The following is a 14,295-nucleotide window of genomic DNA, read 5'->3' on the forward strand; positions in this document are numbered from 1 at the left end:
AGAAAATGGCCTTCAGAGCCAGGGCTTGCAGCATTTCGCTGGGAAAAGCCCGAATGGGCGAGGAATCGTGTGATTTGGCAACCTTCGCCGCTACACAGCGGGTACCTCATTGCGCTTCGCAACGCGCCGTGGCGAAGAGGACTTAAAGCAGGTCGCGCTACGCTTCCCGATCGCCTTGGCTAGGTGAAGGGGACGCCACGCTTCCCGACCGGCGTGGAGAACGCGCCACCTCACGGCGAGCCATGTCCTCAGCACGATGCCCCAACATCGCGTCCAGTTTTTTCACCAAGGCAGGTACGGAGGTCAGGCTCGTGTGTGAAAAGGAACTCATCAGTACTGGTCCAACTCGCGAGGCCGTGTCAGGCGACGCCGATTCCTATCAGAATGCCAGGCGAAGCGGGGGCGAGGTGCGTAAGGAATGACGCTGCATTGGACGACCGTTCTAAAAGGATTCCTTCGCTTGGCCCTAACGATTGTCGCGTGGCTCATCGTGGGTGGCGTCGCCTATATCCTGCTCATCAAAGCCCTCGTGGCTGCGCTGGGCTGATGCAATAGCCGTGTGCGTGCCATTGGGACTGAGGTCGGCTTCCGACCCAAAGTCGACACGAGGCTTGCTTAGTTCTTCGCCGGTGGCAGGATGGGTCACCTTTCTCGTGAGTACGGGCATGACGGGCTATTTCTTGGTAGCGGATCTGTTGGGCTTCGGGCAGATCGTCACAAATTCAAGCCCTGAGCAACTTGAGGATCGGATCGGCGATTGGATCGACTTAGTGGCGACAAGCGCAAGAGAGACGGGTTTGGAGCGCTATCAGCTGATCTCAGACACGGTTTTCGCTGCGGCTGAATCGTCCGAACAGGGTCTGCGCGTGTTGATCAGTTTTGCGCGCCAATTGCTAAACAACGGCGCGCCGAAGTCGCTGCTCGTGCGCGGAGCTGTCGCTCATGGAGAATTTACTTGGGGGTCCAAACTCATTTACGGGCCGGCCGTGATTGCGGCTCACGAGCTTGAAATGTCCCTCAATTGGATCGGGGTCGCATGCGACCCGGAGCTGCCCCACATTGACTCGCAATGGGACTACGGGCATGCCATCGCGTACGTCCCGCCAAAAAAGGGAGGGTGGTATCGAGTTCAACCCGTTGTGGACTGGCAAATCCCGCCCACGCATAAGTTGATCGAGTACTTGGCTGGGGGAGGGCTAACCAAGCCCGATGATCGAATCCCTGGGGAGGTTATGTCGAAGCTGAACAATACCGTGCAGTTTGGGACATACCGGCATTTGGCTCGCGCAGAGAAGTTCAAACCGAGCGCCTTCTACGGGCACAACCCGATGCAGGCAATTGAAATGGTCGTCGCGCGATGCCTTACGCAGCATCTAGAAGGAGAAGGGCGGTCTGCCTGAACCCAAACTGGCCCTCTCCAAGCCTAGTCGGCCAGTCCCGCCGCCCACGGCAGTCCCTGAAGCGCACCAAAACTTCGCTCCTGGACGCCCAGGAGCTGGGAGGCTGGCCCGAGCAGCTACTTGATGCTTGCTTGACCGCCCGCGATACCCGGCCATTGCCCTAAAAGGACCTATTTCTCTGATTCTTCGGGGCAATGTGTTGCGGGAGGGGGTGTTGGCAGGCCATGTGACGCCACCGTTCAAACCAAGCGCCGCTCTACAGCCATTGCGGCCGTGCACCTGCCCAAGCACATTTTGTGCAACAGCTACCGTTTAGCGTTGGGCAAGCAAGAGAAAGTAACCCGGCCTTCCCACGGGACTAGCGTCGCGTCGCCGGCGGTAGGTCGGAAGCCCGCGGCAGGCGGGCCAGGTCGCGGAATCGCATGAGGCGACCACCGACTACAACCGTTACGGGATCCCGACCCATCGCCGGGGTGACGGCATCGACGAAACCGTGAGGCGAGCACCCGGCCCTTTCCCCCAAGGGCAGAGGGTGAAAGAAGCGAGGCCATCCCCGACACCGTAAAAGAAAACGCCGCCCAAAGGCGGCGTTCCCGAACATCCGTGCCTGCGAGGGCTTACTTGGCCTGATCCACGATCCAGTGCACCGCGGCCTTCACCTGGTCATCGGTCAGCGCCGGATTGCCACCCTTGGCCGGCATCATGTTGCCGTCCGGGCCCTTGTAGCCGTCGGTGGCGTGCTTGATCAGGGTGTCGATGCCCTCGGCGATGCGCGGGCCCCAGTTGGCCTTGTCGCCGAGCTTGGGCGCGCCGGCGACGCCGGCGGTGTGGCAGCTGTGGCAGAGGTTGTCGTAGATGGTCTTGCCGTCGGTGGTACCACCGTAGGCGACCTGCGCGGCGGCGGCCTTGGCGGCGGCGTCCTGCGCGGCCTGCATGGCGGCGCGTCCGGTGTCACCGGCGTAGACCGCGCCCGCCGGCGCAATGCGCGCGGCAACCTGCTGGGTGGTTTGCGGATTCACTTCCTTGGGTTCGCGGCTGTAGATCAACCAGGCGCCGCCGATCAGCAGCAGGGTCAACACACTAAGGCCTGCGATCAGCAGAGAGAAACTGCGCATGAAGCTCTGGTCGGACTTGGTCAGGGAACCGCTCACACAATTACTCCATGTCAATGGACGGCTTTGCAGCCGGGTTGGGCATAGGTTCAGACAACAAGGCCCCGGAGTATAGTGGAAGGCCGGGGCAAGTTTCAGTCGGGCATGGACGTGGCGTTCGGTCGCGCAGAGGCCCCTGTTTTGATGCAAATTTCTTCATATTGACGCGATAGGCTGGCAAAACCCTGCCATCGGTCATGGGGCACCCATGTCAACTGGCATTGTCTATTCCCGTTGATCTGACCCTATCCTTTCATCCGACAGACGAGTCGGGCGCGGTTTGCGCCGGTGGGGTCGGGTGGCCCGCCTTATATTTCTGGGAGTTTTTTCATGTCGCGTTTTTGGAAGATCGCGCTGATCGTTGTGGCTGTGATCGTGGTGGGAGCCGTGGGCTTCCGTTTGCTGCACAAGCCTGCCGCAGAGGAAAGCGCGCAAGGGCAGCACCGCGGCCAGCACCGGGGGCAGGGAGAGGGTGGCGCCGGTGGTCCGGGTGGTGCGGGTGGCCAGGGCCAGGATGCGCCGGTGCCGGTCACCGTCGAGCCGGTGGTGAAGCAGGACGTGCCGGTGTATCTCACCGCGCTTGGCACCGTGCAGGCACTCAATACCGTCACCATCAACCCGCAGATCAGCGGGCAGATGCTGAGCATCAACTTCAAGGAAGGCCAGGAAGTGAAGAAGGGCGACCTGCTGGCGCAGATCGACCCGCGCCCGTTTCAGGCCGCCTATGACCAGGCCACGGCCAAGCAGGAGCAGGACGAGGCCCAGCTGGCCACCGCGCAGAGCACGCTCAAGCGCAACGACGCGCTGGTGGCCAAGGGCTACGTGGCCCAGCTGGACATGGACACCTACCGCAACAACGTGGCCAACCTGATTGCCACCGTGGCGGCCGACAAGGCAGCCGTGCGCGCGGCCAAGGTGAACCTGGACTACACCCGCATCCTGTCGCCGATCGACGGCGTGGCCGGCATCCGCCAGGTCGACCCGGGCAACGTGGTCACCACCACCACTGCGGTGGTGACGCTGACCCAGATCCATCCAATCTACGTGATGTTCAACCTGCCCGAGCAGAACCTGGAGATGGTGCGCAGCGCCTCGGGCGGCAACGACCCGCTCGAAGTGCTGGCACTGGATCGCACCGATGCGCACACCATCGCGGACGATGGTGAGCTCAACGTGGTGGACAACCAGATCGACACCACCACCGGCACGTTCAAGCTGCGCTCGGTGTTCAAGAACGCCAAGGGCGACCTGTGGCCGGGCCAGTTCGTGAACGTGCGCCTGAAGGTGCGCACCGTGGCTGGCGGCCTGGTGATCCCGGCGCAGGCGGTGCAGCGTGGTCCGGATGGCGACTACGTGTACCTGCTGCAGCAGCAGGACAAGGAACAGACGGTGAAGATGCAGCCGGTCAAGGTGGCCGGTGAAGTGGGCGACAGCCACGTGATGATCGGTTCGGGCCTGGCGCTCAACGATCAGGTCGTGACCGAAGGCCAGTTCCGACTGAAGCCGGGCAGCAAGGTCAAGGCCCTGAAGCCGGGCGAGGTGCCGACCGCACCGAGCGCGGCCGATGTGGACAAGGCCAAGAAGCGCGCGCAGCAGCAGGGCGGCGGTCGTCGCGGCGGCTGATGGAGAGGCGAGGGGCGAGGGATGCGTAGCGAAGGCACCGGAACCGTGGCCTTCGCCAGGCACCCACGCGGTGAAGCGGTGCGAGCGTGCGCCGTCGCTGCCGGCCCCTCGTCCCTAGCAACAACACGGGGCGTCGCAGGACTGGCGCCCCCCACATACATCGACGGCTGACCCCATGGGCTTCTCCACACTCTTCATTCGCCGACCCATCGCCACCTCGCTACTGATGGTGGCGGTGATGCTGCTCGGCATCCTCGGCTACCGCGAGCTGCCGGTATCGGCGCTGCCCGAGATCGACGCGCCCAGCCTGGTGGTCACGACCCAGTACCCGGGCGCCAGCGCATCCACCATGGCCTCGCTGGTCACCACGCCGCTGGAACGCAACCTGGGCCAGATCTCCGGCCTGTCCATGATGACCTCCGATTCGTCGGCGGGCCTGTCCACCATCGTGCTGCAGTTCGCGATGGACCGTGACATCGACATCGCGGCGCAGGATGTGCAGGCGGCCATCAACCAGGCCAAGGGCACGCTGCCCAGCACGCTGCCGTATCCGCCGGTGTACAACCGCGTGAACCCGGCCGATGCGCCCATCCTCACGCTCAAGCTCACCTCCGACAGCCTGCCGCTGCGCGACGTGAACAACTACGCCGACTCGATCCTGGCGCAGAAGCTGTCGCAGGTGCAGGGCGTGGGCTTGGTGTCCATCGCCGGCAACGTGCGCCCTGCGGTGCGCGTGCAGGTGAACCCCTCGCAGCTGGCCAACCTCGGCCTCACCATGGAGGACGTGCGCAGCGCGCTCACCGAGGCCAACGTGAACGCGCCCAAGGGCACGCTCAACGGCGCCACGCAGTCCTACAGCATCGGCACCAACGACCAGCTGGCCGACGCGGCCGAATACAAGAGCACCATCATCGCGTACAAGAACAACGCGCCGGTGCGCCTGTCCGACGTGGCCGAGGTGATCGACGGCGTCGAGAACGACCAGCTGGCTGCGTGGGCCAACGGCAAGCCAGCCGTGTTGCTCGACATCCGCCGCCAGCCGGGCGCCAACATCGTGCAGACGGTGGAGCAGAGCCGCGCGATCCTGCCGCAGCTGCGCGCGGTGTTGCCGGCCGACGTGCACCTGGACGTGTTCGCCGACCGCACCATCACCATCCGTGCCTCGGTGGAGGACGTGCAGTTCACCCTGATCCTCACCATCTGCCTGGTGGTGGCGGTGATCTTCGTGTTCCTGCGCCGCCTGTGGGCCACCGTTATCCCGTCGGTGGCGGTGCCGCTGTCGCTGATGGGCACCTTCGGCGTGATGGCCTTCACCGGCATGTCGCTGGACAACCTCTCGCTGATGGCGCTGACCGTGGCCACCGGCTTCGTGGTGGACGATGCGATCGTGATGATCGAGAACATCGTGCGCTACATCGAGCAGGGCAAGGAGGGCAAGGAGGCGGCGGAGATCGGCGCCAAGGAAATCGGCTTCACCGTGCTGTCGCTGACCGTGTCGCTGATCGCGGTGTTCCTGCCACTGCTGCTCATGCCCGGCGTCACCGGCCGCCTGTTCCACGAGTTCGCCTGGGTGCTCACCATCGCGGTGGCCATCTCCATGCTGGTCTCGCTGACGCTGACGCCGATGATGTGCGCCTACCTGCTGCGCCCCGACGCGCTGCCGGAAGGCGACGACGCGCACGAGCGCCACGCCGCCGCCGGCAAGAAGACCTGGTGGGCACGCCTGGTCAACGTGTATGAGAGCTCGCTCGACTGGGTGCTCAGCCACCAGCGCTTCACGATGATGATCGCGGCGACCACCGTGGTGGTCACCATCTTCCTGTACATCGTCATCCCCAAGGGCCTGTTGCCCGAGCAGGACACCGGCCTGATCACCGGCGTGGTGGCGGCTGACCAGAACGTGGCCTTCCCGCAGATGGAGCAGCGTACCAAGGCGGTGGCCGATGCCCTTCGCCGCGACAAGGCGGTGACCGGCGTGGCGGCCTTCATCGGCGCCGGCTCGATCAATCCCACGCTCAATCAGGGCCAGCTGAGCATCGTGCTGAAGGACCGCGGCGACCGCGACAGCCTGGATGAAGTGGTGGCGCGCCTGCAGAAGGAAGCGGCCGATATCCCGGGCGTGGCGCTGTACCTCAAACCGGTGCAGGACGTGACGCTGGACAGCCGCGTGTCCGCTACCGAGTACCAGTACTCGATGTCCGACGTGAACGCGACCGAGCTGTCGGGCTATGCCACGCAGATGACCCAGGCGCTGCGCGAGCTGCCGCAGCTGGCCGACGTGGACAACAACCTCGCCGACCAGGGCACCTCGCTCAAGCTCACCATCGACCGCGAGAAGGCCAGCCGCCTGGGCGTGCCGGTGCAGACCATCGATGACACGCTGTACGACTCGTTCGGCCAGCGCCAGATCTCCACCATCTTCACCCAGCTCAACCAGTACCGCGTGGTGCTGGAGGTGGCGCCGCAGTTCCGTACCAGCACTGCGCTGCTCAACCAGCTCACGGTGAAGAGCAACGGCAACGGCGCGCTCACCGGCAGCAATGCCACGGCGTTCGGCCAGGTGGCGTCGAGCAACTCGTCCACCAGCACGGGCCTTGGCGTGGCCAATACCGGCGTGATCATTGGCGCCGGCGGCACGATTCCGCTCGCCTCGCTGGCCAGCGCCGAGGTGACCACGGCGCCGCTGGTGGTGAGCCACCAGCAGCAGCTGCCGGCGGTGACCATCTCGTTCAACCTGGCCCCGGGCTATTCGCTGTCCGAGGCGGTGGAGGCGATCCACGGCGTGGAGCAGAAGCTCAACTTCCCGCCGCAGGTGCGTAGCCAGTTCATCGGCAAGGCCGCGGAGTTCTCCACCTCGCTGACCAACGAAGTGCTGCTGCTGATCGCCTCGATCGTGGTGATCTACATCGTGCTTGGCGTGCTGTACGAGAGCTACATCCACCCGCTGACCATCATCTCCACGCTGCCCCCGGCCGGTGTCGGTGCCTTGCTGGCGCTGATCCTGTGTGGCATGAGCCTGTCGGTGGACGGCATCGTCGGCATCGTGCTGCTGATCGGTATCGTGAAGAAGAACGCGATCATGATGATCGACTTTGCGATCGAGGCGCAGCGCGATGGCATGAAGCCACACGAGGCGATCCGTCGAGCCTGTCTGCTGCGCTTCCGCCCGATCATGATGACCACCGCCGCGGCCATGCTGGGTGCGCTGCCGCTGGCGCTGGGCAACGGCATCGGCGCGGAGCTGCGCCGTCCGCTGGGCGTGTCCATCGTGGGCGGCCTGCTGCTGTCGCAGCTGGTGACGCTGTACACCACGCCGGTGATCTACCTGTACATGGAGCGCTTCTCCGATTGGCTGCGTGCACGGCGCGAACAGCGTGAGCTGGCCCGCGCGCAGACGCGAGGCGCGATGTGAGGCGATCGTGATGGCCCGGTACGCACCGGGCCACGGTGACTACCCCGAGGGGGCGCGGCCGGCACGGCGCGCCCCTTTCGGCGTCTCCGCAGACGCCGGCAAGCGCGCTGCATCAACCAAACCCGCCGTCATGCGTTTCGCAGACCATGTGCGGTATATACGTTTCTTCGTGCCTGCGCGGCCCTTCGGCGCATGGCTTGTCTGAATACCGCTGTGCCTGGCGCGCAGCTCAAGCTCCCCTGATGGCATGAACATTTCCGGCCCCTTCATCCGCCGCCCGATCGGCACCTCCCTGCTGGCTATCGGCGTGTTCGTGGTGGGCCTGATCTGCTACCTGCTGCTGGGCGTGGCGGCGCTGCCGAACATGCAGTTCCCGGTGATCTTCGTGCAGGCCAGCCAGGCCGGTGCGAGCGCCGACACCATGGCCTCCACCGTGGCCGCACCGCTCGAACGCCACCTGGGCCAGGTGCCCGGCATCGATACGCTGCGTTCGACCAGCTCGCTGGGCAGCACCCAGGTGTTCATGATGTTCGAGTCTGGCCGCAACCTCGACGCCGCCGCGCGCGACGTGGAGGCGGCCATCAACGCCGCGCAGTCAGACCTGCCCAGTGGCCTCAACGCGCCGCCGAGCTACCAGAAGGCCAATCCGAACGACGATCCCATCATCGCCTTCGCGCTCACCTCCGATACCCAGTCGGCGCGCGACCTCTATGACGTGGCCGACTCGCTGCTGGCGCAGCGCCTGCGCCAGCTCGACGGCGTGTCCGAAGTGGATATCCTCGGTGCGGCGACGCCGGCCATCCGCGTGGACGTGAACTTGCGACAGCTCAACGGCCTGGGCCTCTCGCCCGACCAGCTGCGCAATGCGCTCACTGCCGCCAACGTCACCTCGCCGGTGGGCTTCCTGTCGGACGGCAAGACCACCATGGCGGTGACCGCCAACGACTCGCTGCACACCGCGCAGGACTTCGCCGACCTGGTGATCGCGTCCAACAATGGCGTGCCGGTGCGCCTGTCGGATGTAGCCAAGGTCTATGAAGGCACCCAGGACGCATACCAGGCAGCCTGGTTCCAGGGCAAGCCGGCGATCCTGATGTACGTGTACCGGCAGTCGAACGCCAACATCATCGGCACCGTGGATCGCGTGAAGGCGGCCGTGCCGCTGTTGCGCGGCTACCTGCAGCCGGGCACCACGCTCACTCCGTACTTCGACGGCACACCAACCATTCGTGCGTCGCTGCATGAGGTGCAGGCCACGCTGCTGATCAGCCTGGCCATGGTGATGCTGACCATGGCGATCTTCCTGCGCCGCCTCGCGCCTACGTTGATCGCCACCGCGGCGGTGCCGCTCTCGCTCGCGGGTGCGGCGATGGTGATGTACGTGCTGGGCTTCACGCTCAACAACCTCACCCTGCTGGCGCTGGTGATCGCCATCGGCTTCGTGGTGGACGATGCCATCGTGGTGATCGAGAACATCGTGCGCCATATCGACCAGGGCATGACGCGCATGGACGCGGCGCTGGCCGGCGCCAAGGAGATCGGCTTCACCATCGTCTCCATCACGGCATCGCTGGTGGCGGTATTCCTGCCCCTGCTGTTCATGGGCGGCATCACCGGCCTGTTCTTCAAGGAGTTCACCATCACCCTGGTGGCGGCGATCATCGTTTCGGCGATCGTCTCGCTGACGCTCACTACGTCGCTGTGCGGGCAGTTCCTCAGCAGCCACGACCAGGACAAGCCGACCACGCCCATCGGCATTGCGCTGGAGAAGTTCCAGGCGGGCATGCTTGGCCTGTATTCCAGGGCGTTGAAGTTCTCGATCAAGCATGCGCTGTCGTTCGCGCTGACTCCGCTGGCGCTGATCGCGCTCACCATCTTCCTGTTCGGCGTGGTGAAGACCGGCATGTTCCCGCCGCAGGACACGGGCCTGATCCGTGGCCGCGCCACGTCCGGTGCCACCGTGTCGTTCCAGGACGCCGTGTCGCGCCAGCAGCGCCTGATCGACATGCTGCTGCGCGACCATGACGTGGCCCGCGTGGGTTCGCGCCTGGGCAGCAGCCGCCAGGGCGCTTCCGGTTCGTTCGACATCGAACTGAAGACCCATGCCGAGGGACGCAAGGACGATACCTTCGCCGTGCTCGCGCGCCTCAGCGCCAAGGCTGCGCGCTATCCCGACCTCAACGTGCGCCTGCGCCCGATCCAGGACCTGCCCAGCTTCGGCGGCGGCGGCACTAGCCAGGGCGCGCAGTACCAGGTGTCGCTGCAGGGTGATGACCCGCAGGAACTGCAGGAGTGGCTGCCCAAGCTGGTGGCCGAGCTGAAGAAGAATCCCAAGCTGAAGGACGTGGGCAGCGACATCGACGATGCCGGCCTGCAGCAGAACATCGTGATCGACCGCGACAAGGCCGCCCGCCTCAACGTGGGCATCGGCACCATCGACGGCGCGCTGTACAACGCCTTCGGCCAGCGCCAGATCAGCACCATCTACTCCGACCTCAACCAATACAAGGTGGTGGTCAACGCGCTGCCCAACCAGACGGCAACGCCGGCGGCGATCGATGCGATCTACGTGGCCAGCAACAACGGCGTGATGGTGCCGCTCACCGCGTTTGCGCGCCAGGAGGCCGGCATGGCGCCGACGCAGATCTCGCACGAGAACCAGTACACCGTGATGAGCATGAGCTTCAACCTCGCCCCCGGCGTGAGCATGGGCGAGGCGCTGGAGATCATCCAGGAGACCGGTTCGCAGATGCGCCTGCCGGGCAACATCCGCATCAACATCGGCGGCGACTTCCGCCGCTTCCAGCAATCGCAGAGCGGCATGATCTGGTTGCTGCTCGGCGCCATCGTCACCGTCTACATCGTGCTGGGCATGCTGTACGAGAGCCTGATCCACCCGGTGACCATCCTCTCCACCTTGCCGGCGGCGGGCGTGGGTGCGCTGCTGGCGCTGTGGATCACCGACACCGAGCTCTCGGTGATCGCGCAGATCGCATTGGTGCTGTTGATCGGCATCGTGAAGAAGAACGCGATCATGATGATCGACTTCGCGCTGGTGGCGCGGCGCGAGCATGGGCTCACCGCGCAGGATGCCGCCTACGAGGCGAGCATGGTGCGCTTCCGCCCGATCATGATGACCACCATGGTGGCCATCCTCGCCGCCGTGCCGATCGCCATCGGCCTGGGCGAGGGTTCGGACCTGCGCCGCCCGCTCGGCATCGCGCTGATCGGTGGCCTGCTGATCTCGCAGAGCCTCACCCTGCTCAGCACGCCGGCGCTGTATGTGATCTTCTCCTGCCTGGCCGACCGTTTCTCGGCCTGGCGCGCACGCTTCGGCCAGCACAAGCGCCTGCCGGCCAGCGAAGGCGCCTGATCGCATCCATGCGCAGTGGCCGCATCGCCTGGGAACGGGCGATGTGGCTGCCGTCCCATGAAGCCGCTGGTCAATCCTTCACCGCCGCGTCGCTTTGGCTTGGTGGATCAAGCGTCTATCGCATCTATCCACAGGCTTCTCCCGTGCGCATCCACATCGGCTGTGGAAAACAACCTGGCCAACGCCTTCGCGACGTTTGGTCGCGCACTACAAAAGCGCGGCACGCCCCCGCTGTAGGAGCGCATCCTGTGCGCGACCACGGTCGCGACACCGCTGGTCAATCCTTCACCGCCATGTCGCCCTGGCGTTGTGGATCAATCACCTGCGATACCTATCCACAGGCTTCTCCCGTGCACATCCACATCGGCTGTGGAAAAAAGGGTGATCAACACCTTCGCGGCGTGTGATCGCGCACAGGGTGCGCTCCTACAAGAAGCGCGGCACGCCCCAGCTGCAGGAGCGCACCCTGCGCGCGACCATGGCTGAGACACCGCTGGTCAATCCTTCACCGCCATGTCGCCCTGGCGTTGTGGATCAATCGCCTGGAGTACCTATCCACAGGCTTCTCCCGGGCGCATCCACATCGGCTGTGGAAAACAGCCTGGTCAACGCCTTCGCGACGTGTGATCGCGCACAGGGTGCGCTCCTACAAAAAGTACGACACGCCCCAGCTGTAGGAGCGCACCCTGTGCCCGACCACGGCGGCGACACCGCTGGTCAATTCTTCAGCGCCATGTCGTGTTGGCGTTGTGGATCAACCACCTGCGATAGCTATCCACAGGCTTCTCCCGCGCACATCCACACACGCTGTGGAAAAGGGGGGGCATGCAGCCCTGGGCGGGTTCCGGGGGTCCATCGTCCAGGGCGGCGCGCTGGACCATACGTTCGCGCATAGTCGGGGCCGCGCTTTCCCCCTCTGGACGAAATCGCGACAATGAGGGGCTTTCGTCCGCGTCCTTTGCCCCCATCTGGAATGGCCCCGGACGATTCCTGCGTCCGCGGATGGCGCTGCCGCCCGGCGCGCCTCCCCCTTTTGGTCATGCCGTAGCCAGCGAGGTCATAGAATGTCGAACACGCCGAAGATCATCTACACGCTCACGGACGAAGCGCCGTACCTCGCCACCCAGTCGCTGCTGCCGATCATCAAGGCGTTCACCGGCACCGCCGGCATCGAAGTGGAAACCCGCGACATCTCGCTGGCCGGCCGCATCGTGGCGCAGTTCCCGGACATCCTCCCGGACAACCAGAAGATCGCCGACGACCTCTCCGAGCTGGGCCAGCTGGCCACCACGCCGGAGGCCAACATCATCAAGCTGCCGAACATCAGCGCCTCGATGCCGCAGCTGAAGGCCGCGATCAAGGAACTGCAGGGCCAGGGCTACGCCCTGCCGGATTATCCGGAAGAGCCCAAGGACGTCAGCGAGTGGAACGTCAAGGCGCGCTACGACAAGGTGAAGGGCAGCGCGGTGAACCCGGTGCTGCGCGAGGGCAACTCCGACCGCCGCGCGCCGCTTTCGGTGAAGAACTACGCGCGCAAGCACCCGCACAAGATGGGTGCGTGGAGCTCCGACTCGAAGACCCACGTCGCGCACATGGATGGCGGTGATTTCTACGGCAGCGAGAAGTCCACCGTGGTGCCCAAGGCCACCACCGTGAAGATCGAGTGGTTTGGCAAGGACGGCAGCAGCAAGGTGCTCAAGGAGAAGACCGCGCTGAAGGACGGCGAGATCATCGACGCCGCGGTGATGAGCCGCAAGGCGCTGGCCAGCTTCATCGATGCGCAGATCGAGGACGCGAAGAAGCAGGGCATCCTGTTCTCGGTGCACCTGAAGGCGACCATGATGAAGGTGTCCGACCCCATCATGTTCGGCATCGTGGTCAACGGGTTCTACAAGGACGTGCTGACCAGGCACGCCGATGTGCTCAAGAGCGTGGGCTTCGAGCCGAACAACGGCATCGGCGACCTGTACGCCCGCCTCGGCGCCCTGCCGCAGGGCACGCAGGACGAGATCCTGGCCGACATCAAGGCCGAGTACGCCAAGCGCCCGGCGCTGGCCATGGTCAATTCCGACAAGGGCATCACCAACCTGCACGTGCCCAGCGACGTGATCATCGACGCCTCGATGCCGGCGATGATCCGCGACTCCGGCAAGATGTGGAACGCCGAAGGCAAGCTGGAAGACACCAAGGCGGTGATCCCCGATCGCAGCTACGCCGGCGTGTACCAGGTGGTGATCGAGGACTGCAAGGCGCATGGCGCGTTCGATCCGGCCACCATGGGCAGCGTGCCCAACGTGGGCCTGATGGCGCAGGCCGCCGAGGAATACGGCTCGCACGACAAGACCTTCCTGATCGCCGGCGACGGCGTGGTCAAGGTCACCGACGAAGCCGGCAACGTGCTGCTGGAGCAGCCGGTGGAAACCGGCGACATCTGGCGCATGTGCCAGACCAAGGATGCGCCGATCCAGGACTGGGTGAAGCTCGCCGTGAACCGCGCGCGCCTCAGCAACACTCCGGCAGTGTTCTGGCTGGACAGCAACCGCGCGCATGATCGCCAGATCATCGCCAAGGTCGAGCGCTACCTGAAGGATCACGACCTCAGCGGCCTGGACATCCGCATCCTGTCGCCGGTGGAGGCCACCCGTTTCTCGCTGGAGCGCATCCGCAAGGGCCAGGACACCATCTCGGTGACCGGCAACGTGCTGCGCGACTACCTCACCGACCTGTTCCCGATCATGGAGCTGGGCACCAGCGCCAAGATGCTCTCCATCGTGCCGCTGATGGCCGGTGGCGGCCTGTTCGAGACCGGTGCCGGCGGCTCGGCGCCCAAGCATGTGCAGCAGTTCCTCGAAGAGGACTACCTGCGCTGGGATTCGCTCGGCGAATTCCTGGCCATCGCCGCTTCGCTGGAGCACCTGGCCAACCGCTACGACAGCGCCGATGCCCGCGTGCTGGCCAAGACGCTGGACCAGGCCAACGGCAAGATCCTCGACAACAACAAGTCGCCGGCACGCAAGGTCGGCGAGCTGGACAACCGCGGCAGCCACTTCTACCTCGCCATGTACTGGGCGCAGGCATTGGCCGAGCAGAACGACGATGCCAAGCTGAAGGCAAAGTTCGCGCCGCTGGCCAAGCTGCTCACCGAGAACGAAGCCGCCATCGTGGCCGAGCTCAACGGTGCGCAGGGCAAGGCCGTCGACATCCAGGGCTACTACCACCCGAACCTGGCGCTGGTGAGCAAGGCCATGCGCCCGAGCAAGACCTTCAACGACGCGCTGGCTTCGCTGGGTTGATCGACGGCGACAACGCGTAACAAGAGGAAGGCCGCGCAAGCGG

6 protein-coding genes are annotated in these 14,295 nt (G+C 64.9%); 5 read left to right on the forward strand and 1 reads right to left on the reverse strand.

From position 1 onward, the window contains the following. Nucleotides 1-665 precede the first annotated feature (665 nt). On the forward strand, nt 666-1,400 hold the full coding sequence (locus DVU99_RS11570; RefSeq protein ID WP_114240368.1) for a hypothetical protein: 735 nt from the start codon (nt 666-668) through the stop codon (nt 1,398-1,400). A gap of 617 nt (nt 1,401-2,017) precedes the next feature. On the opposite strand, the gene DVU99_RS11575 is transcribed toward DVU99_RS11570, so the two are convergent. Next, a complete protein-coding gene (locus tag DVU99_RS11575) occupies nt 2,018-2,515 on the reverse strand; it encodes a cytochrome c5 family protein (RefSeq protein ID WP_198670292.1) in 498 nt (165 codons plus the stop codon). 366 nt (nt 2,516-2,881) lie between these two features. On the opposite strand from DVU99_RS11575, the gene DVU99_RS11580 reads away from it, so the two are divergent. The 4 genes from DVU99_RS11580 to DVU99_RS11595 all read left to right on the forward strand — a co-directional run bounded on the left by DVU99_RS11580 (nt 2,882) and on the right by DVU99_RS11595 (nt 14,252). Continuing rightward, complete coding sequence (locus DVU99_RS11580) at nt 2,882-4,174, forward strand: efflux RND transporter periplasmic adaptor subunit (RefSeq protein ID WP_114240370.1); 1,293 nt, start codon at nt 2,882-2,884, stop codon at nt 4,172-4,174. A gap of 175 nt (nt 4,175-4,349) precedes the next feature. Continuing rightward, nucleotides 4,350-7,586: an efflux RND transporter permease subunit gene (locus DVU99_RS11585; protein WP_114240371.1), complete on the forward strand. Its 3,237-nt coding sequence runs from the start codon at nt 4,350-4,352 to the stop codon at nt 7,584-7,586. Nucleotides 7,587-7,833: 247 nt separating this feature from the next. Further along, nucleotides 7,834-10,959 carry an efflux RND transporter permease subunit gene (locus DVU99_RS11590; RefSeq protein ID WP_114240372.1) on the forward strand — a complete coding sequence of 1,042 codons (3,126 nt, stop codon included), beginning with the start codon at nt 7,834-7,836 and terminating at the stop codon, nt 10,957-10,959. 1,064 nt (nt 10,960-12,023) lie between these two features. Next, the gene (locus DVU99_RS11595; RefSeq protein ID WP_114240373.1) at nt 12,024-14,252 is read left to right on the forward strand and encodes an NADP-dependent isocitrate dehydrogenase; all 2,229 of its coding nucleotides are present in this window, start codon (nt 12,024-12,026) and stop codon (nt 14,250-14,252) included. Nucleotides 14,253-14,295: the final 43 nt, after the last annotated feature.

The organism is Dyella sp. C9 (genome assembly GCF_003332825.1).
Lineage (GTDB): Bacteria > Pseudomonadota > Gammaproteobacteria > Xanthomonadales > Rhodanobacteraceae > Dyella.